Origin of the sequence: Xanthobacter sp. SG618 (genome assembly GCF_012932745.1) — a bacterium.
GTDB lineage: Bacteria > Pseudomonadota > Alphaproteobacteria > Rhizobiales > Xanthobacteraceae > Xanthobacter > Xanthobacter flavus.
On the sequence record NZ_JABBHL010000007.1, the window covers coordinates 155,514 to 178,758 of the forward strand.

23 protein-coding genes, 1 tRNA gene and 1 riboswitch are annotated in these 23,245 nt (G+C 68.2%); of the genes, 15 read left to right on the forward strand and 9 right to left on the reverse strand.

Annotated features, from left to right (window positions below; translation table 11 throughout):
- Positions 1-25: 25 nt before the first annotated feature.
- From cbbX to rpe, 6 genes are all read left to right on the forward strand, one after another.
- Positions 26-979, forward strand: coding sequence for a CbbX protein (gene cbbX, locus FHT36_RS18695; RefSeq protein ID WP_169123997.1), 954 nt, complete (start codon positions 26-28; stop codon positions 977-979).
- 89 nt (positions 980-1,068) lie between these two features.
- The gene (locus tag FHT36_RS18700; RefSeq protein WP_169123998.1) at positions 1,069-2,163 is read left to right on the forward strand and encodes a class 1 fructose-bisphosphatase; all 1,095 of its coding nucleotides are present in this window, start codon (positions 1,069-1,071) and stop codon (positions 2,161-2,163) included.
- A 35-nt stretch (positions 2,164-2,198) separates the two neighbouring features.
- Positions 2,199-3,074 (forward strand): phosphoribulokinase, encoded by an 876-nt coding sequence (locus FHT36_RS18705; RefSeq protein WP_169123999.1) that lies wholly within the window; start codon positions 2,199-2,201, stop codon positions 3,072-3,074.
- Positions 3,075-3,331: 257 nt separating this feature from the next.
- Positions 3,332-5,395: a transketolase gene (gene tkt, locus FHT36_RS18710; RefSeq protein ID WP_169124000.1), complete on the forward strand. Its 2,064-nt coding sequence runs from the start codon at positions 3,332-3,334 to the stop codon at positions 5,393-5,395.
- Between the two features lie 222 nt (positions 5,396-5,617).
- The gene (fba, locus tag FHT36_RS18715; protein ID WP_024280426.1) at positions 5,618-6,682 is read left to right on the forward strand and encodes a class II fructose-bisphosphate aldolase; all 1,065 of its coding nucleotides are present in this window, start codon (positions 5,618-5,620) and stop codon (positions 6,680-6,682) included.
- A gap of 276 nt (positions 6,683-6,958) precedes the next feature.
- Positions 6,959-7,651, forward strand: a complete 693-nt coding sequence (gene rpe, locus FHT36_RS18720) for a ribulose-phosphate 3-epimerase (protein WP_169124001.1) — start codon at positions 6,959-6,961, stop codon at positions 7,649-7,651.
- A gap of 70 nt (positions 7,652-7,721) precedes the next feature.
- Here rpe and cysW read toward each other — a convergent pair whose 3' ends face one another.
- The 3 genes from cysW to FHT36_RS18735 form a co-directional block, all read right to left on the reverse strand.
- Complete coding sequence (cysW, locus tag FHT36_RS18725) at positions 7,722-8,594, reverse strand: sulfate ABC transporter permease subunit CysW (protein ID WP_024280428.1); 873 nt, start codon at positions 8,592-8,594, stop codon at positions 7,722-7,724.
- The gene (gene cysT, locus FHT36_RS18730; RefSeq protein WP_169124002.1) at positions 8,594-9,460 is read right to left on the reverse strand and encodes a sulfate ABC transporter permease subunit CysT; all 867 of its coding nucleotides are present in this window, start codon (positions 9,458-9,460) and stop codon (positions 8,594-8,596) included. The genes cysW and cysT overlap by 1 nt, the downstream gene beginning before the upstream one ends.
- A gap of 188 nt (positions 9,461-9,648) precedes the next feature.
- Positions 9,649-10,002, reverse strand: a complete 354-nt coding sequence (locus FHT36_RS18735; protein WP_246702312.1) for a hypothetical protein — start codon at positions 10,000-10,002, stop codon at positions 9,649-9,651.
- A gap of 244 nt (positions 10,003-10,246) precedes the next feature.
- Between FHT36_RS18735 and FHT36_RS18740 the strand changes: the two genes are divergently transcribed.
- The gene (locus tag FHT36_RS18740) at positions 10,247-11,281 is read left to right on the forward strand and encodes an aspartate-semialdehyde dehydrogenase (protein WP_169124003.1); all 1,035 of its coding nucleotides are present in this window, start codon (positions 10,247-10,249) and stop codon (positions 11,279-11,281) included.
- A gap of 63 nt (positions 11,282-11,344) precedes the next feature.
- Here FHT36_RS18740 and FHT36_RS18745 read toward each other — a convergent pair whose 3' ends face one another.
- A complete protein-coding gene (locus FHT36_RS18745; protein ID WP_169124004.1) occupies positions 11,345-12,232 on the reverse strand; it encodes a DMT family transporter in 888 nt (295 codons plus the stop codon).
- Between the two features lie 194 nt (positions 12,233-12,426).
- On the opposite strand from FHT36_RS18745, the gene FHT36_RS18750 reads away from it, so the two are divergent.
- From FHT36_RS18750 to FHT36_RS18775, 6 genes are all read left to right on the forward strand, one after another.
- Positions 12,427-12,639, forward strand: a complete 213-nt coding sequence (locus FHT36_RS18750) for a Trm112 family protein (protein ID WP_024280433.1) — start codon at positions 12,427-12,429, stop codon at positions 12,637-12,639.
- A gap of 61 nt (positions 12,640-12,700) precedes the next feature.
- Positions 12,701-12,800: riboswitch (TPP riboswitch) on the forward strand.
- Between the two features lie 69 nt (positions 12,801-12,869).
- On the forward strand, positions 12,870-13,994 hold the full coding sequence (thiO, locus tag FHT36_RS18755) for a glycine oxidase ThiO (RefSeq protein ID WP_348644511.1): 1,125 nt from the start codon (positions 12,870-12,872) through the stop codon (positions 13,992-13,994).
- A 5-nt stretch (positions 13,995-13,999) separates the two neighbouring features.
- Complete coding sequence (thiS, locus tag FHT36_RS18760) at positions 14,000-14,206, forward strand: sulfur carrier protein ThiS (protein ID WP_210257859.1); 207 nt, start codon at positions 14,000-14,002, stop codon at positions 14,204-14,206.
- Between the two features lie 54 nt (positions 14,207-14,260).
- Positions 14,261-15,052, forward strand: a complete 792-nt coding sequence (locus FHT36_RS18765; RefSeq protein WP_169124007.1) for a thiazole synthase — start codon at positions 14,261-14,263, stop codon at positions 15,050-15,052.
- A gap of 35 nt (positions 15,053-15,087) precedes the next feature.
- Complete coding sequence (locus FHT36_RS18770) at positions 15,088-15,687, forward strand: thiamine phosphate synthase (RefSeq protein ID WP_348644519.1); 600 nt, start codon at positions 15,088-15,090, stop codon at positions 15,685-15,687.
- 165 nt (positions 15,688-15,852) lie between these two features.
- Positions 15,853-16,605: a carbonic anhydrase gene (locus FHT36_RS18775; protein WP_169124008.1), complete on the forward strand. Its 753-nt coding sequence runs from the start codon at positions 15,853-15,855 to the stop codon at positions 16,603-16,605.
- A 119-nt stretch (positions 16,606-16,724) separates the two neighbouring features.
- Here FHT36_RS18775 and FHT36_RS18780 read toward each other — a convergent pair whose 3' ends face one another.
- From FHT36_RS18780 to FHT36_RS18800, 5 genes are all read right to left on the reverse strand, one after another.
- Positions 16,725-17,129, reverse strand: coding sequence for a hypothetical protein (locus FHT36_RS18780; RefSeq protein WP_169124009.1), 405 nt, complete (start codon positions 17,127-17,129; stop codon positions 16,725-16,727).
- 156 nt (positions 17,130-17,285) lie between these two features.
- The gene (gene rpsA / locus FHT36_RS18785) at positions 17,286-19,004 is read right to left on the reverse strand and encodes a 30S ribosomal protein S1 (RefSeq protein WP_169124010.1); all 1,719 of its coding nucleotides are present in this window, start codon (positions 19,002-19,004) and stop codon (positions 17,286-17,288) included.
- 329 nt (positions 19,005-19,333) lie between these two features.
- Positions 19,334-19,858, reverse strand: a complete 525-nt coding sequence (locus FHT36_RS18790) for a universal stress protein (protein ID WP_024280440.1) — start codon at positions 19,856-19,858, stop codon at positions 19,334-19,336.
- A gap of 102 nt (positions 19,859-19,960) precedes the next feature.
- Positions 19,961-21,523 (reverse strand): M48 family metalloprotease, encoded by a 1,563-nt coding sequence (locus FHT36_RS18795; protein WP_169124011.1) that lies wholly within the window; start codon positions 21,521-21,523, stop codon positions 19,961-19,963.
- Positions 21,524-21,531: 8 nt separating this feature from the next.
- Entirely contained in the window at positions 21,532-22,419 is an 888-nt protein-coding gene (locus tag FHT36_RS18800) for a thermonuclease family protein (RefSeq protein WP_169124012.1), read from the reverse strand.
- A gap of 219 nt (positions 22,420-22,638) precedes the next feature.
- On the opposite strand from FHT36_RS18800, the gene FHT36_RS18805 reads away from it, so the two are divergent.
- Both FHT36_RS18805 and FHT36_RS18810 read left to right on the forward strand, forming a co-directional pair.
- Positions 22,639-22,715: transfer RNA gene (locus tag FHT36_RS18805), tRNA-Arg, on the forward strand.
- A gap of 158 nt (positions 22,716-22,873) precedes the next feature.
- The gene (locus FHT36_RS18810) at positions 22,874-23,023 is read left to right on the forward strand and encodes a hypothetical protein (RefSeq protein WP_169123889.1); all 150 of its coding nucleotides are present in this window, start codon (positions 22,874-22,876) and stop codon (positions 23,021-23,023) included.
- Positions 23,024-23,245: the final 222 nt, after the last annotated feature.

The following is a 23,245-nucleotide window of genomic DNA, read 5'->3' on the forward strand; positions in this document are numbered from 1 at the left end:
GCCACTTAACGCCGAGGTTCGAGTCATGCTCGATGTTGCCACATCCGCACCGTCCGCCGCGTTGCCGGCTGAGGCTGCCGAGGGCAGGCTCGACCTCGGCGCTCTCTTCACCGAGAGCGAAGTTCCCGAATTTCTCGCCGAGCTGGACGAGGGCCTGATCGGGCTCAAGCCCGTCAAGCGGCGCATCCGCGAGATCGCCGCCCACCTCGTCATCGGCCGGGCCCGCGAAAAGCTGGGCCTCACCTCCGGCGCGCCGACGCTGCACATGGCGTTTACCGGCAATCCCGGCACCGGCAAGACCACGGTCGCGCTGAAGATGGCGCAGATCCTCCACCGCCTTGGATATGTGCGGCGGGGTCATCTTGTCTCGGTGACGCGGGACGATCTCGTGGGTCAATATATCGGCCACACGGCACCGAAGACCAAAGAGATTCTTAAGAAGGCCATGGGCGGGGTCCTGTTCATAGACGAGGCTTATTATCTGTACCGGCCCGAGAACGAGCGGGATTACGGTCAGGAAGCCATCGAGATTCTGCTGCAGGTGATGGAAAACCAGCGGGACGATCTCGTGGTGATCCTCGCGGGCTACAAGGACCGCATGGATCGCTTCTTCGAGAGCAATCCCGGCTTCCGCTCCCGCATCGCCCACCACATCGACTTCCCGGACTACGAGGACGCCGAGCTGGTGGAGATCGCCAAGACCATGGCGGCCGATGCCGACTATGCCTTCAGCCCGGAGGCCGAGGTCGCGATCGAGGAATACGTGGCCAAGCGCCGGCTGCAGCCGAACTTCGCCAATGCGCGCTCGATCCGCAACGCCCTCGACCGCATGCGGCTGCGCCAGTCGCTGCGCCTGTTCGAGGACGGCGGGTTTGCCGACCGCGCTGCGCTGTCGACCATTTCCGAGGGGGATGTCCGCGCCAGCCGGGTGTTTGCCGGCGGCATCGACGCCCCGAACTACAAGCCCCAGACGGAATAATCCGCCGCGGGACCGAAGACGACCCAAGAATAAAACCTGTGACGGCCCGCTGAACGGGCCGCGCGGAGGAGCCCTCAGGGAGACCTGCCATGTTGGAGCCGAACGCAGACCATCGGGCCGCAGTTGCCCAGGCTGCAGGTGTCGCAGCCTCGCGTATCACCCTCACCGTCATGCTGGACGAGTGGGCGGGTGCGGATGCCCGACGGCGCGCCGTCGCGGATACCGTCTGCGCCCTCGCCACCGGCTGCGCGTCGCTGGCCGCCGCCATCGCCGAGGGGCCGCTCGCCGGCGATCTCGCCCGCACCCTCTCCTCCGGCGAGGCCGGCGAAGGCCAGAAGGCGCTCGACGTCATCTCCAACGACATCGTCATCGGCGCGCTGAAGGCGGCGCCGGTCGCGGCGGTGGCGTCCGAGGAGAACGACGCCCCGGTCCTGCTCGACCCCACCGCGCCGCTGCTCGTCGCCATCGACCCGCTGGATGGCTCGTCCAACATCGACACCGACATCTCGGTCGGCACCATCTTCGCCGTCTTCCCGCGTCCAGAAGGCGCCGACGCGTCCGAACCCTCTGCCTTCCTGCAGAACGGGCGGGACATGCTGGCCGCCGGCTATGTGGTCTACGGCCCCCACACCGCGATGATGCTGACGCTCGGCGCCGGCACCTGGCACTTCGCCCTGGACCGCGCCGGCCTGTTCCGTCTGGTCGATGCCGCAGTGAAGGTGAAGGAGGGCGCGGCCGAGTTCGCCATCAACATGTCCAACTACCATCACTGGGACGTGCCGGTGCGCGACTATGTGGACGACTGCCTCGCCGGCAAGAAGGGCCCGCGGGAGCGCGACTTCAACATGCGCTGGGTCGCCTCCATGGTGGCGGACGCACATCGCATCTTCCAGCGCGGCGGCATCTATCTCTATCCGGGCGACGGCCGGAAGGGCTACACCCACGGCCGCCTTCGCCTGCTCTACGAGGCCTTCCCCGTCGCCTTCCTCATGGAGCAGGCGAGCGGTTCGGCCACCGACGGCCGGGGTGCGATCCTCGATCTGACCGCCGACGCCCTGCACCAGCGCGTGCCGTTCATCTTCGGCTCGCGCGACGAGGTGGCCCGCGTCAGCCGCTATCACCTCGAGCCGAACGGCCACGGCGAGCGCTCGCCGCTGTTCGCCCGGCGCGGACTGTTCATCTGACCCGCGCCCCCTGACCTTCGGAATTCGAGCATCCCATGTCCATCAAGCACCCCATCATCGTCGTCACCGGATCGTCGGGCGCCGGAACGACCTCCGTGAAGCGGACCTTCGAGCAGATCTTCTATCGCGAGAAGGTCAAGGCGGCCTTCGTGGAAGGCGACAGCTTCCACCGCTACGACCGCTATGAGATGCGCGAGCTGATGGCCGCCGAGGCGGCCAAGGGCAACAAGCATTTCAGCCACTTCTCGCCCGAGACCAATCGGCTCGACGATCTGGCCCAGCTGTTCAAGGACTATGGGTCGACCGGCTCCGGCCGCTTCCGCCACTATGTCCACGATGCCGGCGAGGCCAAGCTGTACAATACCGAACCCGGCCGCTTCACCGACTGGGAAGATCTGGAGCAGGGCACCGACATCCTGTTCTACGAGGGTCTGCACGGGGCGGTCGTCACCGACGAGCTGAACCTCGCCCAGCATGCCGACCTGAAGATCGGCGTGGTGCCGGTGATCAACCTGGAGTGGATCCAGAAGATCCACCGCGACAAGGCCACCCGCGGTTATTCAACCGAGGACGTGACCGACACCATCATGCGGCGCATGCCCGATTACGTGCGCTACATCTGCCCGCAATTCACCGAGACCGACATCAACTTCCAGCGCGTGCCGACGGTGGACACCTCCAACCCATTCGTCGCCCGCTGGATCCCGACGCCGGACGAGTCGATGGTCGTGATCCGCTTCCGCGACCCGCACGGCATCGATTTCCCCTATCTGCTGTCGATGATCCACAACAGCTTCATGTCGCGGGCGAACTCCATCGTCATCCCCGGCAACAAGCAGGATCTCGCCATGCAGCTCCTGCTGACCCCGCTCATCATGAAGTTGATGGACAGGAAGCGCCGCGCCGGCTGAGGCGGGCGCGTAACTCCCCTCCCCCGCGCCGGGGGGAGGGTGAGGGGGGAGGGTGGCACGTTCTTGAGCCCCGAAGCCCGGGCGACCTTGGACGCGTGGCTGCTGCCCTCCCCCCACCCTTTCCGGATCGAAGCCGAGCGCTTCTTCCGGCACGAGATGGCGCGCGTTTTGCGTAAACGACAACTGGCAGCCCCTTCCCTCCCACCCGGCGGCGCCGGGGGATGGTGTGCGGGGTCCCGAGCCCAAGGGAGAAGACCATGACCGCCCACGCCGCTGCTGTTGCCGCTGCCGAAGCCCCGGCGCCCGTCGACCGTTCTCCCGGTGCGCTCGGCTGGCCGGTGACGGCGGCCCTGCGTGCGCTCGCCATGGACGGCGTGGAGCAGGCGAAGTCGGGCCATCCCGGTGCCCCCATGGGCATGGCGGAGATCGCCGCCGTGCTCTGGCGCGAGCATCTGCGGCACAATCCGGCAGATCCCTCCTGGCCCGACCGCGACCGCTTCGTGCTCTCCAACGGGCACGGCTCCATGCTGATCTACGCGCTGCTTCACCTCACCGGCTACAATCTGCCCATCGCCGAGCTGAAGCGCTTCCGCCAGCTGCATTCGCGCACCCCGGGCCACCCCGAACTCGGCATGACGCCGGGCGTGGAGACCACCACCGGCCCGCTCGGCCAGGGCCTCGCCAATGCGGTGGGCATGGCCATCGCCGAGAAGACGCTGGCCGCCCAGTTCAACCGGCCGGGGCTTTCCATCGTCGATCACCGCACCTTCGTCTTCCTCGGCGACGGCTGCCTGATGGAAGGCGTGAGCCATGAGGCGTGCTCGCTGGCCGGGCGCCTCGGCCTCGGCAAGCTCGTCGCCTTCTATGACGACAACGGCATCTCCATCGACGGCAAGGTGGAAGAGTGGTTCCCGGACGACACGCCGGCCCGCTTCGCCGCCTATGGCTGGCAGGTGATCCGCAACGTGGACGGCCACGACCCCGCCATGCTGCGCGATGCGGTGGAGGCGGCTTTGTCCGAGACCGGCAAGCCGACGCTGATCTGCTGCAAGACCACCATCGGCCGAGGCGCGCCCACCAAGGAAGGCCACCAGGACACCCACGGCGCCCCGCTCGGCGCCGAGGAGATCGCCCGCACCCGCGCCGCCATGGGCTGGGACCATGCGCCCTTCGAGGTGCCGGAGGACATCTACGCCTTGTGGGATGCCCGCCGCTCCGGCGCCGCCCGGCAGTCGGCATGGGACGCGCGCATGGAAGCCTATGAGCGCGCCTATCCCGCCGAGGCCGCCGAATTCCGCCGCCGGCTCAAAGGCGACCTCTCCCCCGCCTTCGCCGCGACCTACGAGGCGGCCCTGAAGGCGACCGTGGAGAAGGCCGAGACGGTGGCGACCCGCAAGGCGAGCCAGATCGCCCTTGCCGCCCTCGCCCCGGCGGTGCCGGAATTCCTGGGCGGCTCCGCGGACCTTGCCCATTCCAACCTCACCACCTTCCCCGGCGCCGTGCCGATCACCCGCGATCCGGCCGGCAACCAGATCTTCTACGGCGTGCGCGAGTTCGGCATGTCGGCCATCGCCAACGGCATCGCGCTGCACGGCGGGTTCATTCCCTTCGTCGCCACCTTCCTGGTGTTCTCGGACTATGCCCGCAACGCCATGCGCATGAGCGCGCTGATGGGCCAGCGGGTCATCTACATCCTCACCCACGATTCCATCGGCCTCGGCGAGGACGGCCCCACCCACCAGCCGGTGGAGCATGTGGAGAGCCTGCGCCTCATCCCGAACCTCGATGTCTGGCGCCCCGCCGACACGGTGGAGACGCTGGCCGCCTGGCATGGTGCCCTGACACGCAAGGACGGGCCGAGCGCCTTCATCCTGTCGCGGCAGAACCTTCCGTGCTGGCCGCGCGACACGGCCCAGCTCGAAGCCATTGAGGCCGGCGCCTACGTGCTGCGCGAGAGCGAGGGCCTCGCCCGCGCCGTGCTCGTCGCCACCGGCTCGGAAGTGAAGCTGGCGGTTGCAGCGGCGGACCTGCTCGACACCGCGGGCATTCCCACCCGCATCGTCTCCATGCCCTGTCGCGAGCGTTTCGAGGCGCTGACCGAGACCGAGCGTGCCGCGCTCTTCCCGAAGGGCGTGCCGGTGGTGGCGGTGGAGGCGGGCGTCACCCGCGGCTGGCGCGGCCTCTCCGGCACCCGCGCCGACGGCGTCATCGCCATCGGCATCGACCGCTTCGGCGAATCGGCGCCGGAAAAGGACCTGTGGCCGCTGTTCGGCTTTACACCGGAAGCTGTGGCCGACGCCGTGCGCCGCGCGGTAGGATGAGCCCAAATAAAGGCCCTCCCCCGCCCGAGGCGGAGGGCTGGGCGGGGGCGCCACCGTACGACGCGATCGACCCGGCCCGCGCCGGGTCCGCCGGACCGGTGAAGGGCGATGGACAGCAGCCAAGCGACACCGTGAGCCCCGCATAAGCCGGGGCTGACGGAGCGGACGGAACCATGGCGCGCGCATCGCGGCGCCAACCTGAACTTTGAAGAGGAGAGGACTATGGCCCTCGTTTCCATGCGCCAGCTGCTCGACCATGCGGCGGAGCATTCCTACGGACTGCCGGCCTTCAACGTGAACAACATGGAGCAGGTGAAGGCGATCATGGACGCCGCCCGCGCCACCTCGTCGCCCGTCATCCTCCAGGGCTCGGCCGGCGCGCGCAAATATGCCGGCGAACCCTTCCTGCGCCATCTCATCGCCGCCGCCGTGGAGGCCTATCCCGAAATCCCGGTGGTGATGCACCAGGACCATGGCGCCTCTCCCGCCGTGTGCATGGGCGCCATCAAGTCCGGCTTCTCCTCCGTGATGATGGACGGCTCGCTGAAGGAAGACGGCAAGACCCCCGCCGACTACGACTACAACGTCTCCGTCACCGCCAAGGTGGTGGAGCTGGCCCATGCGGTGGGCGTGTCGGTGGAGGGCGAACTCGGCTGCCTCGGCTCGCTGGAGACCGGCAAGGGCGAGGCCGAGGACGGCCACGGCGCCGAGGAGGCCCTCGACCATTCCAAGCTGCTCACCGATCCGGACGAGGCGGCCCAGTTCGTGAAGGCCACCCAGTGCGATGCGCTGGCCATCGCCATCGGCACCTCCCACGGCGCCTACAAGTTCACCCGCAAGCCCACCGGCGATATCCTCGCCATCGACCGTATCAAGGCGATCCACCAGCGCATCCCCACCACCCATCTGGTGATGCACGGCTCGTCCTCGGTGCCGCAGGAACTGCTTGAGGAAATCCGCACCTATGGCGGCGACATCAAGGAGACCTACGGCGTGCCGGTGGAGGAAATCCAGGAAGGCATCCGCTACGGCGTGCGCAAGGTGAACATCGACACCGATATCCGTCTCGCCATGACCGCCGCCATCCGCCGCGTCGGCGCCAAGAACAAGTCCGAGTTCGACCCCCGCAAGTTCATGGCCGCCGCCATGGAAGAGGCGAAGAAGGTCTGCATCGCCCGCTTCGAGGCCTTCGGCTCCGCCGGCAAGGCCGAGAAGATCCGGGCCATCGAGCTGGACGAGATGGCCAAGCGCTATGCGTCCGGCGAGCTCGCGCAGGTGGTGCATTGAGGGGACGGCTGGCGCCCACCCGGCGCCGTGCCTATAGGAGTGCCTGAGGCAGCCACGGCTGCCTCGTTCCCCGGACAAGCGACAGCGCAGCTGGAGCGCTGATCCGGGGTCCAGGGAAAGGTCCTGCGCAGCAGGCTCATGTCTGCGAGGGTCATGAAGGGAGCCGCCTTCGGCGCAATATTGCGCTGGGCCCCGGCTCTCCTTCCACTGACGCTCCAGTCGGCCGGGGCACGAGACCGCGCCCCCGCCCTATCCAGTCGTCAAGGAGAGATCCCCATGGCCCGCGCCTACCCCATCATCGCCCCCTCCATCCTCTCGGCGGACTTCACCCGCCTCGGCGCCGAGGTGGATGCGGTGCTCGAGGGCGGCGCGGAGTGGATCCATTTCGACGTGATGGACAACCATTACGTCCCCAACCTCACCATCGGCCCGCTGATCCTCCAGTCCCTGCGCAAGGCGACCAAGGCGTTCGTGGACGTGCATCTGATGGTGAAGCCGGTGGACGGCATGATCGAGGCGTTCGCCGCCGCGGGCGCCGACCTGATCTCCTTCCACCCGGAAGCCTCCGAGCATGTGGACCGCTCGCTCCAGCTCATCCGCTCCAAGGGCGTGAAGGCCGGCCTGGTGCTGAACCCGGCCACCCCCCTCTCGGTGCTGGACTACACGCTGGATGCGCTGGACCTCGTGCTGGTTATGTCGGTAAACCCCGGCTTCGGCGGGCAGGCCTTCATTCCCTCGGCGCTCGACAAGCTGAAGGCCATTCGCGCGCGCATCGACGCCTCGGGCCGCGACATCCGTCTTGAGATCGACGGCGGGGTGAAGGTGGACAATATCGGCGCCATCGCCGCGGCCGGGGCGGACACCTTCGTCGCCGGCAGCGCCATTTACGGCGCCAAGGACTATGCCGCGACCATCGCCGCCATGAAGCGCGAGATCGCCGCCGCCACCGGCACAGCCGCTGCGGCCTGACGTGGGCGCAAGCCCGCGCGGCACCTGAGAGACCCCATCCGGCAGCGGTCGAAGACCGATGCCGTCGGCCTCAGTGCCCCGGCCGGCGCGGCGCGACGATCTCGCCCCGCGCCCGCTCCGCCCGCTCGATCAGATATTTCGCCACCAGCGTGAACAAAGCGACGCCCGCAAGCACTGTTGCGGCGGCGAAGGCGGCGACGGCGTGGCTGTCCTGGTAGAGCAGCTCGATCTGCAACGGCAGGGTCGAGGTCTGGCCGCGGATGTTGCCGGAGACGATGGAGACGGCGCCGAACTCGCCCATCACCCGCGCATTGCACAGGGCCGCGCCGTAGAGCAGCGCGAACTTCACGTTGGGCAGGGTGACGAGCCGCAGCACGTCGAAGCCCGAGGCGCCGAGGCTCACCGCCGCCTCCTCCTCGTCCCGCCCCTGCGCCATCATCAGCGGCACCAGCTCGCGCAGCACGAACGGCGCGGTCACGAACAGGCTGGCGAGGATGATGGCCGGCACGGCGAACATGATCTTGATGTCGTGTGCCTGCAGAAACGGCCCGAACAGCCCCTGCGCCCCATAGACGAAGAGATAGGCGACGCCCGCCACGATGGGCGAGATGGAGAAGGGCAGCTCCGCCACCGCCAGCAGCAGGTTGCGGCCGCGGAAGGAGAATTTCGTCACCGCCCAGGCGGCGGCGATGCCGAAGGCGGTGTTGAGCGGCACGCAGACGAGGGCGGTGAGCAGCGTGAGCCCCACCGCGTGCAGCGTATCCGGCCGGGCGAGCGCTTCGAGATAGGTGGGCAGGCCGCGCGCGAACGCCTCGGCGAAGATGACGGCCAGCGGCGCGATGAGCGCTAGAGCGGTGGTCGCCAGCACCAGGGTGAGAATCACCGAGCGGGTCACCGCGCCGTCGCCGACGCGCAGGCGGTGGCGGTTCACGGGATGCGCCATCAGGCATCCCCCATGGCGAACTTCTGGTGCCACGCCTGCACGGCGTTCACGATCAGCAGCATGACGAAGGCGAGGGCCAGCATGGTAACGGCGATGGCGGCGGCGGCGGCGTAGTCATATTCCTCCAGCCGGATGAAGGTGAGCAGCGCCACGATCTCGGTGCGGAACGGCTGGTTGCCGGCGATGAACACCACCGCGCCGAATTCCCCGAGCGAGCGGGCGAAGGCCAGCGACGTGCCGGCGAGGAAGGCCGGGAAGATGGTGGGGAAGATGATGCGGCGGAAGATGGTGAGGTCGCTGGCGCCCAGCGTCGCGCCCGCCTCCTCCAGTTCCGGCTCCATGTCCTCCAGCACCGGCTGCACGGTGCGCACGACGAAGGGGATGGAGGTGAAGGCCATGGCGCAGACGATGCCGGCCGGGGCGTAGGCCACCTGTATCCCCCACTGCGCCAGCGGCGCGCCGAACCAGCCGTTCTTGGCGAACAGCGCCGTCAGCGCGAGGCCGGCCACCGCCGTGGGCAAGGCGAAGGGCACGTCCACCATGGCGTCCAGCAGGCGCTTGCCGGGAAATTCGTAGCGCACCAGCACCCAGGCGAGGGCGAGGCCGTAGATGGCGTTGAACAGCGCCGCCAGCGCCGCCGTGGTCAGCGTCACCTGGAAGGAGGCGAGCGTGCGCGGCGAGGTGATGATGGCGATGTAGCGCTCGAAGCCAACATCCGCCGCCTTCAGCAGCAGCGCGCCGATGGGCAGGAGCACGATGAGGCCGAGATAGAGCAGCGCGAGGCCGAGCGAGAGCCGAAAGCCCGGAATGACGCTGCGACGGGGCTGGCGGCTCAGCATCGGCAGCGCGAAGCGGGGGCGGGGCATGGGCTCTTAAGGGGCATCTTGCGCTGGAAGGTCGGGCCGACGGCGCGGCATACGGCCGTTATGGCGCGCACAAGCGGAAATGTCATGCTTGGCCGGGATAAAAATTAAATGCCGCGAAAATGCTGTGATTTCCTCCCACAAAAAAGGGCCGCAAGGCGGCCCCTTCCGTCTTCTTCGGCTGCCTTGGCTCAGAAGCCCGGCAGGTCGAAGGCGCCCGGCAGCGGCCAGCGCAGGCCGGTGATGGGGCCAGGGCCGGCGGCCGTGGGCCCATAGGTCGGGTAGAAGTAGCCGGGCGGCAGCGCGTAATCGAGATACGACTTGGAGCCGGGCTTCACCACCGTGCCGGCATCGAGATAGGAGCGGCGCTCCACCACGATGCGGTTGCGCTTCTTGATCGTCTGCGCCTCGGCGCTGTCGGCGGAAGCGATGGAGACGGCACCGGTGGTCGCCGCAATGGCTGCCGCCGCCAGCGACACCGAGAGCGCCGTCTTCAGGCCCGAACGGGCGAAAGCAGCGAAGGTGGTGAACGACGCGAAACCCATGGCATCCTCCCAGATCGGCGCTGGGCCGACCTTGACTGGATTAATAGACGTTTGTCCCCTGCGCAAGGAAACCCGCCTGCTTGGTGCCATGTTCCCGCCTTCTCGACGCCGGCGCGTTGCGTTGACGCAACAGTTGAATGCGCCGGTGCCGTGCCTGATCGCGAATCTTCGATTTGCAAGGCCAAGGGGTTCGGCCTAAAAGCACGGTCTTCGGCCGCATGGGCCGATACATCCGAGGAACATCATGGGTTACAAGGTCGCCGTCGTCGGCGCCACGGGCAACGTGGGCCGGGAGATTCTCTCGATCCTCGACGAGCGGGGTTTCCCCGCGGACGAGGTCGTCGCGCTCGCCTCGCGAAAGTCGCAGGGCGTGGAAGTCTCCTACGGCGATAAAACCCTCAAGGTGAAGGCGCTCGAGACCTACGACTTCTCCGACACCGACATCTGCCTGATGTCGGCCGGTGGAGCCGTGTCCAAGGAGTGGTCGCCGAAGATCGGCGCGCAGGGCTGCGTCGTCATCGACAATTCCTCCCAGTGGCGCATGGACCCGGACGTGCCGCTGATCGTTCCCGAGGTGAATGCGGACGCCATCGTCGGCTTCTCCAAGAAGAACATCATCGCCAATCCGAACTGCTCCACGGCGCAGCTCGTCGTCGCGCTGAAGCCGCTGCATGACGCTGCGACCATCAAGCGCGTGGTGGTCTCCACCTACCAGTCCGTCTCCGGCGCCGGCAAGGACGCCATGGACGAGCTGTTCACCCAGACGCGGGCCGTCTTCGTGTCCGATCCGGTGGAGCCGAAGAAGTTCCCGAAGCGCATCGCCTTCAACCTCATCCCGCAGATCGACGTCTTCATGGACGACGGTTTCACCAAGGAAGAGTGGAAGATGGTGGCCGAGACCAAAAAGATTCTCGACCCCAAGATCAAGCTCACGGCCACCTGCGTCCGCGTGCCGGTCTTCATCTCCCACTCCGAGGCGGTGAACGTGGAGTTCGAGAAGGAGCTGTCCGCCGACGACGCGCGCAAGATCCTGCGCGAGGCGCCCGGCATCCTCGTCATCGACACCCGTGAGCCGGGCGGCTACGCCACCCCCCACGAGGCGGCCGGCGAGGACGCGACCTACATCTCGCGCCTGCGCGACGACCCGACCGTGGACAACGGCATCGCCTTCTGGTGCGTGTCGGACAACCTGCGCAAGGGCGCCGCGCTGAATGCGGTGCAGATCGCCGAGGTGCTGGTGAACCGCAAGCTCATCACCGCCCGTTCCAAGGCGGCCTGAGCCTTCCGGCAGTCTCGAAAATGACGAACGGCCCGCTTCGGCGGGCCGTTTGCTTTTGCGGGATCAGTGCGGCCGCGAGCGGGTGCGCTGCGCCACCGCGACCACCAGCGCCACGCCCGCGGCGAAGGCCACGGTCTCCGCGTCCGGCACTTCGCCATTGATGGGCCAGGCGAGCCCCACCGTGACGAAGGTCTGCAGGAGCTGCATCTGGCCGACACGGGCGATGCCGCCCTTGGCGAGCCCGGCATTCCAGAAGAAGAAGCCGATGAGCTGGCTGAAGAGGCCGAGATAGAGCAGCGCCGCCCAGGAGGCGCCTGCCACAGTGCCCGCGGCGCCCCATGGAAAGGTGAGGAGCGCGAGCGGGAGCGTCACCGGCAGGCAGAGGATCAGCATGAACGCGATCACCTCCCACCCCGACATGGTGCGCGCGAGGCCGCCCGATACGGCATAGCCGATGGCGCAGGCGATGACGCCGAGGAACAGCAGGCTGTCGCCCATCCCCAGCGCGCCGCCCGCGCCGTTGCGCAAGGCAAAGGCCACCACCAGCCCGGCCCCCACCGCGCTCGCGGCGAACAGTCCGAGGCCCGGCCGTTCCCCGGCCAGCAGCATGGCGGCGATGGCCGTGCACAGGGGCAGAAGGCCGAGCACGATGCCGCCATGGGCCGCCGGCACCGTCTGGGTGGCAACCCCGATGGCCAGCGGGAACACGAAGATCAGACAGCCGGAGGAAACAGCGAGGCGCCACAGCACGGCCCGCTGGCCGAACGGCCACGGCCGGCGCATCACCAGCACCAGCCCGAGCGCCGCAAAGCCGGCCAACGCAGCGCGGCCGAAGCTGATGAACCAGGGACTGAAATCGTGCAGCGCGAAGCGGGTGAGCGGCAGGGTCGCGCCGAACATCACGACCGCGACGAAACCAAGAAGAAGCCCGAGGGCCAAGCGTCGATCCATTGGGCTCCCGGGAGGCGCGGTTACAAGGGCGCTTATTAGGGTCTGTGCGGTCGAAAAGACAGCGAAACCGCGTGATATGCCCATCAGCGACCGTGATGTCGCGAAAATCGCTGATGAAAGGCCACCCCGCCGCCGCTATGGTGGCGCGCCGCGAACCTTTGCCCTCGAAACGCGCGGCACCAAAGAGCGAGAACATGATCCAGTCCCAGCGTCCCGGCCACGACGTCGACCCCAAGCTGCTCGAAATCCTGGTCTGCCCCCTCACCAAGGGGCCGCTGGAATATGATCGCGAGCGCCAGGAGCTGATCTCCCGCGCCGCCCGCCTCGCCTATCCCATCCGCGACGGCATCCCGATCATGCTCGCCGACGAGGCGCGCCAGCTGGACGAAAGCGAACTCAACCGCTGAGGTCGGCCTCGTCCCAGGCGCCCCGCCTCTTGCAGTTCTGCGGCCGGCATGAGTAAATAACAGACACGGCCTGGGGTGCCGCGCATCATGCGCGGCTGAGATCACACCCATCGAACCTGTCTGGATCATGCCAGCGTAGGGAGATGCCGATGAGCGAGAGCTTGTCGCAGTTTACATCCGCACCTTCATCGCAAGCCGGCTCGGCACCGGCGGGCAAGGCGAAACCGCGCGTGGCCATCGTCGGCGGCGGCGTCATCGGCCTCGCCCTCGCCTGGCGCCTCGCCGACGCCGGCTGCCCGGTGGACCTGTTCGAGGCCGGTGAGACCGGGGAAGGCGCGAGCCGCGCCGCCGCCGGCATGCTCGCCGCCTGCGCCGAGGCAGAGCCCGGTGAGGAGGGCCTCCTCGCCCTCAACCGCGCCAGCCAGACCCTATGGCCCGCCTTCGCCGCGGAGCTGGAGCGCGCCTCCGGCGAGGCGGTGGACCTGCGCACCGAGGGCACCATCACCATCGCCCTCACGGCGGACGATCTCGCGAAGCTGCGCCACCTCTACGCCTTCCAGCAGGGGCTGGGCCTGCCCGTGCAATGGCTCACCGCCGCCGAGGTGCGTCGGCGAGAGCCCTATCTCGCGCCCCGCCTCGCCGGCGGCGTGCTGAGCCCCGAGGATCATCAGGTGGACAACCGCAAGGTTGCCGCCGCGCTGAAGATCGCCGCGCTGAAGGCCGGCGCGACGATCCACCAGAATACGCCTGTCAGCCGGGTGGAGACGGCCGGCGGCCGCGCCACCGGCATCGTCACCGGCGAGACGCACCATGCCGCCGACGTGGTGGTGCTGGCGGCCGGTGCCTGGAGCCGGGGCGTGGACATCACCCCGGCGACGCCGCTGCCGGTGCGCCCCATCAAGGGGCAGATGCTGTCGCTGCGCATGGACCCGGCCGCGCCCATCCTCTCCCACGTCCTCTGGGCGCCCGGCTCCTATCTCGTGCCGCGGCGCGACGGCCGGCTCATCATTGGCGCCACCACCGAGGAGAAGGGGTTCGACACCGACCTCACGGCCGGCGGCCAGCTTGCTTTGCTCACCAATGCATGGCGGGCACTGCCGACGCTGGAGGAACTGAGCATCGTCGAGCAATGGGTCGGCTTCCGCCCCGGCAGCCGGGACGACGCCCCCATCCTCGGCCCGAGCCCGGAGGTGGACGGCCTGGTCTACGCCACCGGCCACCACCGCAACGGCATCCTGCTGCTGCCGGTGACCACGCAGGTGATTGCCGACCACATCCTGGGCGGCACCATCGCGGACGTGGCCCTGCCCTTCGGCGCGGAGCGCTTCGGCCCGCCGCGCGCGGCGGCGGAGTGAACGCCATGCTGGCCCTGAAGGTGAACGGCGCCGAGGAGGCGCACCCCGTGGCGACCGTCACCGATCTGCTCGTCGCCAAGGGGCTTGAACCCGAGCGCAAGGGCATCGCCGTGGCGGTCAACGGCGCCGTGGTGCCCCGCCGCACCTGGGCCGAGGCGCGCCTTGCCGCAGGCGACGCCGTGGAAATCATCGAGGCCAAGCAGGGTGGCTGAGCCCCGGGCCGAACAGAACAAGGTGCCCCTCGGCGGGCGCCGGGAAGAAACACCATGACCGCGTTCCAGAATCCCAACGCCGACCCCCTCGTCATCGCCGGCCGCACCTTCTCCTCGCGGCTGTTCCTCGGCACGGCGGGCTATCCCAACCAGAAGGTGTTCCTCGATGCCCTCGCCGCTTCGGGCAGCGAGATGGCGACGGCCTCCATCCGCCGCATCAGCCTCGCCGGCTACGAGGAAAGCCTGACGGACCTCCTCACCGGCCGTGTCCACATCCTGCCCAACACCGCCGGATGCCAGACCGCCAAGGACGCCGTGCTCACCGCCGAGCTGGCGCGCGAGGCGCTGGAGACGGACTGGGTGAAGCTGGAGGTCATCGGCGACCGCGAGCTGCTCTATCCCAATGTGGAGGAGCTGCTGAAGGCCACCGAGGAGTTGGTCTCCCGCGGCTTCGTCGTGCTGCCCTATTGCAATGACGATCCCGTCACCTGCCAGAAGCTCGCCGATCTCGGCGCCGCGACCGTGATGCCGCTGGGCTCCATGATCGGCACCGGGCTCGGCATCGCCAACCCGCACATGATCGAGCTGATCTGCTCCCGCTCGCCCGTTCCGGTCGTGCTCGACGCCGGCATCGGCACGGCGTCCGACGCGGCGCTCGCCATGGAGCTGGGCTGCTCGGCGGTGCTGCTCAACACCGCCGTCTCCAAGGCGCTCGATCCGGTGCGCATGGCGACTTCCTTCCGCCACGCGGTGGAGGCCGGCCGCCTTGCGCGCCTCGCCGGCCGCATCCCGCGCAAGCTGCATGCGGAAGCCTCCAGCCCCGAGTTCGGCCTGGTCGGGAGCTGACCCTGCCCGCTCTGCCGACGCCGCCTCTGCTCCTCATCACCGACCGCACGCTGGCGCGGGGTGATCTGGCGGACGTGGTGGCTGCGGCCTGCGCCGGCGGGTGCAGATGGGTAAGCCTGCGGGAGAAGGATCTGCCGGCCGCCGAGCAGATCGCCCTCTTCGCCCGCCTGCGCGCCGCAACCACGCCCTTCGGCGCCCGCCTGACGCTGCATGGCTCCCCCGAGCTGGCGCTGGCCGCCGGCGCGGACGGCGTGCAACTCTCCGGCGGCGGGGACGCGAAGGCGGCGCGGGCACATCTTGGGCCGGGGGCATTGATCGGCTTGTCCACCCACACCCTTGCGGAGGCCGCCGCTGCGGATCCGGCCGCGCTCGACTACATCACGGCGAGCCCGGTCTTCCTCACCCGGTCCAAGCCGGGACACGGGCCGGCGCTGGGGCTTGAAGGGCTGTCCGCCTTCGCCCACACGAGCGCCGTGCCGGTGATCGCCCTCGCCGGAATCGATTCCACAACGGCAGCGACCTGCATCGCCGCAGGCGCGCGCGGCATTGCCGTCATGGGCGGTGTCATGCGGGCCGATCACCCCGAATCCGAGGTGATCTCGCTCATCGCAGCGATGGCGGATCGCCCGACCTGATCCATTGTGGATCGAACTTCCCTCACCCTGCGAACGCGCGCCTGCTAGGCGTGGCAGACCTTTCCCGGACAACGCGGTGTTGGCCGGAAGAGCTGTCTTCCACGCATCAGGGGCGCACCGTCCGAACGGCGCTCCAGGCGGCATCGTCGCCGAAAGGGGCTCATTATGACCATGAACCGCCGCACGCTGCTTTCGGGCCTTGTCGCCTGCCCGGTCTGCGCCAGCGCGGCCCGCGCGGACGAGGGGGCGCACTGGACCTATGAGGGCCACGGCGGCCCGCAGGAATGGGGCTCTCTGGAGAAGGGCTTCTCGGCCTGCTCGGTGGGCACCCAGCAGTCGCCCATCAATCTCGAAGGCGCGGTCAAGGCGGAGAGCGCCGGCCCTGTGCTCGCGTGGAAGCCGTTCGCCTACAAGGTCGTGAATAACGGCCACACCATCCAGGCAGACGTGACCGGCGACGGCGGCACCGCCACCATGGGCGGCAAGACCTACGCGCTCAAGCAGTTCCACTTCCACGCCCCGAGCGAGCACGCGATCGACGGCAAGCGCACCGCCATGGAAGCGCATTTCGTTCATGCGGCGCCTGAGGGCGGGCTTCTGGTGGCCGGCGTCTTCATGGTGCCGGGTGCGGCCAATGCCGCCTTCTCGTCTCTCATGGCCGCCGCGCCGCGCAAGGCCGGGGACAAGACGCTGGCCGCCCCGCTCGATCCGGCCGGCTTCCTGCCGGCGGCCCGCGGCACCTATCGCTACGAGGGGTCTCTGACCACCCCGCCCTGCTCGGAAATCGTGGACTGGAACGTGTTCGGGGCGCCCATCGAAGTGGCGCAGGCGGACATCGACGCCTTCCGCGCCATCTTCCCCATGAACGCCCGCCCGCTGCAGGCGGTGAACCGGCGTTTCCTGCTGCGTCTCAACTGAGACGAAGCAAGGGACGGGAGACGCCGCCATGGCGGCGCGCCCAGGTATTTTCCATGGGGGAGGACGCCACGCCCTCCCCGACCGCGTCAGGCGTGAGTCAAGCTCACGTCAAGCTCACGTCACTTGGCGATGAGCAGAAGCAGTTGCTGGCCGGCGGGAGCGTCGAGCTCCGCCTCGGTCAGCTTGCCGTCCTTGTTGGCGTCGGCGTCATTGAAACGCTTGCGCACGATGATGAGCCACTCGTCCAGCTCCAGCGTCTTGTCGCCGTCCTTGTTCACGGCAGCCCAGTCCTCGTCGGTCAACCGGCCCTTGGTCTCGGCGGCCTCGAGGGTCTTGTCCTTGTCGGGATTGATGGCCTTGAACACCTTGGTGCCGAGGTCGATGGCCTCGACGATCTCGACGGTGTTGTCCTTGTCCTTGTTGTACTTGGACAGGAATTCCTTGCCGGTGAGGGCGAAGGCCGAACCCGTGGCGGCGAGCGAGACCGCGGCGACGACGCCGAGGGAAATCATCCTGCGCTTCATGGCAAACCTCCCATTGACAAACCAGACTTGGATACTTCCGCGCTGATCCCGACACAAGAACGCACGGCGGCGTCTGAATGGCGCATGGGTTGAAAAAAGGGCCGGTGCAACGCACCGGCCCTTCATTCTTGCGGATGGTCCGATCGCGAGGGGCGATCAGTCCTCCTTGTCGGCCTCGTCGGCGGCGTCGGCGGCGCGCTGCTTCAGCGCGGCACCCAGGATGTCGCCGAGCGAAGCGCCCGAATCCTGCGAGCCGAACTGGGCCACGGCCTCACGCTCTTCCGCGATCTCCATCGCCTTGATGGAGACCTGCACCTTGCGCGCCTTGCGGTCGAACAGGGTGACGCGGGCGTCGAGCTTGTCGCCGACCGAGAAGCGCTCGGGGCGCTGGTCGTTGCGGTCACGAGCGAGCTCGGAGCGCTTGATGAAGGCGGAGAGGTCGGTGCCGGTGAGCTTCACCTCGATGCCGCCGTCCTTCACGTCGGTGACTTCGCAGGTCACGACAGCGCCCTTCTTCACCTCGCCTGCGTCGGCGAAGGGATCGCCGGCCAGCTGCTTGATGCCGAGGGAGATGCGCTCCTTCTCGACGTCCACGTCGAGCACCACGGCCTTCACCATGTCGCCCTTGCGGTATTCGTCGATCACCTGCTCGCCCGGACGGTTCCAGTCGAGGTCGGAGAGGTGGACCATGCCGTCCACATCGCCGTCGAGGCCGAGGAACAGGCCGAACTCGGTCTTGTTCTTGACCTCGCCTTCCACCACGGCGCCGGGCGCATACTTCTCGGCAAAGGCCTCCCAGGGGTTCTGGAGGGTCTGCTTGAGGCCGAGGGAGATGCGGCGCTTGGCCGAATCCACTTCCAGCACCTGAACCTCGACCTCCTGGGAGGTGGAGACGATCTTGCCGGGGTGGACGTTCTTCTTGGTCCACGACATCTCGGAGACGTGGATGAGGCCCTCGATGCCGGGCTCCAGCTCCACGAACGCGCCGTAGTCGGTGATGTTGGTGACGCGACCCTTGAAGCGGGCCTCCACCGGATACTTGGCCTCGATGCCCTCCCAGGGATCGCCCAGAAGCTGCTTCATGCCGAGCGAGATGCGGTGGGTCTCGTGGTTGATCTTGATGATCTTGACCTTCACCGTCTGGCCGATGTTGAGCACCTCGGTCGGGTGGTTCACGCGGCGCCAGGCGATGTCGGTGACGTGCAGCAGGCCGTCGATGCCGCCGAGGTCAACGAACGCACCGTAATCGGTGATGTTCTTGACCACGCCGTCGATGGCCTGACCCTCTTCGAGGTTCTGCACCAGCTCGTGGCGCTGCTCGGCGCGGGTCTCTTCCAGCACGGTGCGGCGGGACACGACGATGTTGCCGCGGCGACGATCCATCTTGAGGATCTGGAAGGGCTGCTGGTTGTGCATCAGCGGGCCGACGTCGCGGATCGGGCGGATGTCCACCTGGGAGCGCGGCAGGAAGGCCACGGCGCCGTCGAGATCGACGGTGAAGCCGCCCTTCACCTGGTTGAAGATCACGCCGAAGACCTTCTCGTTGGCCGTGAAGGCCTTCTCGAGCTTGACCCAGCTCTCCTCGCGGCGCGCCTTGTCGCGCGAGAGGACGGCTTCGCCCATGGCGTTCTCGACGCGCTCGAGATAGACCTCGACCTCGTCACCCACCTTGATGGCGTTCTCGCGGCCGGGGCCGGCGAACTCGCGCAGGGCCACGCGCCCTTCCGTCTTCAGGCCGATATCGATGATCGCCAGATCCTTCTCGATGGCGACCACGATGCCCTTGACCACCGAACCTTCATTGGTATCGGCACGGCCGAAGCTCTCGTCGAGCAGGGCGGCAAAATCCTCACGGGTGGTTTCTACGGCGGACATTCACGCTCCAGACTTGCTGCGCCGGCATCTCGTGTTGCGAGGCCCGAACCGCTCGGATGTCCGCCATTCAAGAAATGACGAACGGCCGCCGCAAAAGCGGCGGGCCGGCGCGAAGGCCGGGCGGCACGGACGATGAATTGAGTGTCGATGCGCGCTCACAGAAAGCCAGGGCGGGCTGCCTCCGACGATCAGGACCGCGTATACCGCCGGTCCCTGCCCACCCGGGCGGCTCCCCGCTTGAGGGAGCGCGGCCACGGACCGGGCTCACATAGGGCAAAAACCCCGCTGGCGCAAGGGCTCGCGCGAGGCCGGCCGTCGAGAAGGCGCGTTCAGCGGCCGGGGGCGAAGAAGGCCGGGCTGGGCTCGGGCCATTCCACGCCGCCGGTGGGGCTGGCCTGGATGGCGGGCGCCACCTCCTCCCGCACCACCAGCACGGGAATGCCGGAGTGGGTGAGGACCTTGGTGGTCTCGCTGCCCAGCACCACGGCGGACAGGCCCCGGCGGCCGTGGGAGGCCATCACGATGAGGTCACAGCCCTCGGCTTCGGCGGTGGAGATGATGCCGTGGAAGGGCTGGTCGTCCTCCACATGCACCCGCTTCGCCTCGACGCCGGCAGCGGCGGCGGTGTCCGCTGCGCGGGCGAGCACGGCCTCGGCCTTTCGCCCGGTCTGGCGCCGGTACTCGGCCTCCGTGTCGGCGATCTGGTCGGCCTCGGTGCTGAAGAGATGGAAGCGCTCGCTGGCCGTGACGATCACAAGCGCCGCGTGGAGCGCCGCGGCGAGCGCCACCGCGTGGGAGACCGCAAGGTCCGACAGCGCCGAGCCGTCGGTGGCGACGAGAATCTTCTTGTACATGGCTCCCTCCCGCAACGAGAGCCGCGATCATAGCAGCGGCGGGCGGTGAAGCGGCTTGCGCGCTATCAAATCGCCGGGAGCGGCAAGCGGGGCACACGCCGCTCAATCGGCGATGATCTTGACCTTCTCGCCATACTTCAGCCGGGCATTGGCATCGAGTCCGTTGAGGATGAGGAAGCGCTCCACCGGGCGGTCGGGGACCTGCATCTTGCCGGCGATCTTCTCCACATTGTCGCCGAGCCCCACCTGGACGATGCGCACGCGCAGCGGCTTCACCGTGTCCGCCTCGCCGGAGGAGACGCGGCGGAAGGTGTCGGCGGCGGCGCGGAACTGCTTGTCCAGCTCCGGCGTCAGCTCGCGGGCGGCGAAGATCAGGCGGTAGACGTCCGAGCCGAAGCGGATGGCGAACATGCGGAACGACCACTGATCGCCGCGCGCCACCGCCGTCGCGGCGCTGAAGCCGTTCACGGTGAGCGATTCGACCGTGTTGATCTCCACCCCGTCGATCCAGCCCGAGGAGAGATATTGCGCCAAGGACTGATCGCCCGGGATGCGCACGGCATCGAGCCGCAGCGCCTCGCGGCCAGTCTGGGTGGCGCCGAGCACCGCCTGGGAGGTGTTCTCCAGCGAGAAGCCCTCCGGCGCGGTGAAGGTGAAGCCGAGCTTGGGATGCAGGAACTTGCGACCGCGGACGAAGCCTTCCTTGGGATCGTCGCCGAAGACCATGCCGTTGATGACATTGAAATACGCGCTGCGATCCCGCTCGCCGTCCGACGGCCCGGCCGCCGGCGCATATTGGCGGGCATTGGCGATGGCGATGGAAATGCGCTCGGGCGTCGCCGGGTGCGACGACAGGAAGTCCATGTCCGGCGTGGTCGAGGATGAGCCCGAGAAGGCCGTGCTCTTCATCTCCGAGAAACGGCCCATGTCAGTCAGGAAGCGCGAGGCGCCATAGGGATCGAAGCCGGCGCGCGCGGCGATGCCGACGCCGATGGCGTCCGCCTCCAGCTCCTGCCCGCGATTGAACGAGGCCAGCGTGCGTCGGCTCTTCTGCATGGCGAGCGCGCCGAGATCGGGGTCGTTCACCACGTCCGAGATGACGCGGCTCACCAGCACCGCCTGCTTCACCTGGTCCTCGCGGATGGTGGCATGGCGGGCGATGACGTGGGCCATCTCGTGGGCGAGCACGGAAGACAGCTCGGACGTATCGTTGGCCAGCGCCAGCAGGCCGCGGGTCACATAGAGCGAGCCGTCCGGCAGGGCGAAGGCGTTGATGGCCGGCGAGTTCAGCACGGTGACGCGATATTTCAGGTCCGGCCGCTCGGAGGCCGCGACGAGGCGCTCCACCACCTTCTGGATCAGCGCCTTCAGCTCGGGATCGTCATAGGCGCCGCCATAGCTCGCCACGAGCTTTTCATGCTCGCGCCGCTGGCTGGGCGACATGTCGGCAAATTCGGACGCCGGGCTGGTGGAGGCGAGCGGCACGCTCACCTGATCGAGGTCGATGCCGGCGCATCCGGTGAGCCACAGGGGGAAGGCGACGGCCGCACAGGCGAGCAGCGCGCGTAGGCCGGAGCGCCGGTCAAGCGCGCGCGCAGGCGCTACCGCCCGAACCCGCCTCGCCGCACCCTGCCCTCTCAGCGCCTCACGCACCCAGCACCTCATGCATCCGTTCACCGCTCCCGGCGCCTCGACGGCAGCGCCTGTGCATCGGGCAGGGATTCGACCTTGCCCTCGATGCGCAGCACCTCGCCCCGCCGCCGCGGCGCCATGGCCGGTCCACCTTCTTCGCGGACGACGCCCCTTACCTGGATAAGGGCTCCGCGCAAGATGGCAGGATCGAGCCTATCGCCCAAGATTGTGGCGAAATCCTCCCTCGTCAGCATGACAGTGAAATCTTGCTTCCAGCTTGCCCCGAAATTGAGAAAAATCCGGTCACGTCCGCCGGCGGCGAGCACCCGCCCTTCAGTAACGGAATAAAGGCCGCGCCGTTCCTCCATGGCCTTCTCGTCCCCGGCCGGGGCGACCGCCGTGGCGAGGCTCCAGATGCCCCGGCGGGCGCTGCGCGCCTCCGCCTCGGCCGAAAAGCGCTGGGCGATGCACGTGGTATCCCCGTCCGCAGTCGCATAGCCTGCCCCAGCCCGAACCAGCGCCATGGCAAGATCCTCCCCCCGGGCCTCCCCCGCCGTCGGGCAGACGAGCCGCGCGGTCCCGGCAAGCCGGCCGTGGCGATCGAGCGTGGCCGAGACGGGCGCAACCGCGCAACCCTCGAGCGCCTGAGCCGCCGCATCGGCCGCGACCGTGACCAATTGCGGGTCGGGCGAGAGGCGGGTCGGCAAGGCGACGCCTTCCGGCGCGAGGCTCCGGCCGTCGGCGAGAGCCAGCGCCCCCGCATCGCTCCAGCGCGCGGCGCTCCCGGCCGCTTCCGTCCCGCCGCCTGCGCAATCCACCGCCGCCGGGACGGCCGCCCTTTGCGCTGGGCGAGCGTCAGCGGGAGAAACGGTTTCGAGGACCAGCCCACCGGCAAGGGCGAGACCGCCCACCGCCAGAAGACGCGCCATCGCCCGCAATGAATGCGGGTAGTGCAACCTCCCTGCGCGCGCTGATAATTGGCCCTGCGTCATGCGACGACGATAGCGGCAACCACCCTCCGGATTGAAGGCCGGCCCGATCAACTGTCCTTACGCCGCCTTACGCCCGCCTCCGCCTCCCGCCTCGGACGGGGAAGCCGCCATCCGGCCCCTTCCCTCCCGGCGTGCCGCGATTTAGAAGGAGGGCGTGTCCCGGTAGCTCAGCAGGATAGAGCAGCGGTTTCCTAAACCGCAGGTCAGGGGTTCGAATCCCTTCCGGGACACCATATTTTTCAATGACTTAACCACATGACTTTCGCGCGCTCGCGCTCGTCGCTATGGGCCTGGGCGCCGGAAGCCTTGCGCGGAACGCGCTCGCCGAACCCCTGCCGTCTTCGTCGACGACCTATGAGACGTTGCGTCCCGAACTTCACCGTCGCCGGCATTGCCGCTGGCGCAGAACACCGCGCTGGTGAAGGTGGGCGCCGACCTGCGCATCAGCGTACAGGTCCGCCTCGGCATGGCCTATGTCGGCCAGTTTGCGGGCAGCGTGACGGTGAATGCCGTTCAGGCCAACCTGGCGTGGCGCTTCTAGCGGGGTCGTGCGCGGGATGCCCATCCTCCCGCGCCCACATCCCGCTGACGGTCTGCGCCATTGCGTCATGCTACTTGGTCGCATGTTCCGCGACGGTCATAACGCTATGGTTGCAGAGGCTAGGTTGGGGGCGAGAATGGGCAGGATCGGGCGCGTGGTGATCATGGCCGTAGTGCTGGCGGCTGTCGGCGGGTGCCAGCTCTCGAACCCGAGAATGATCGT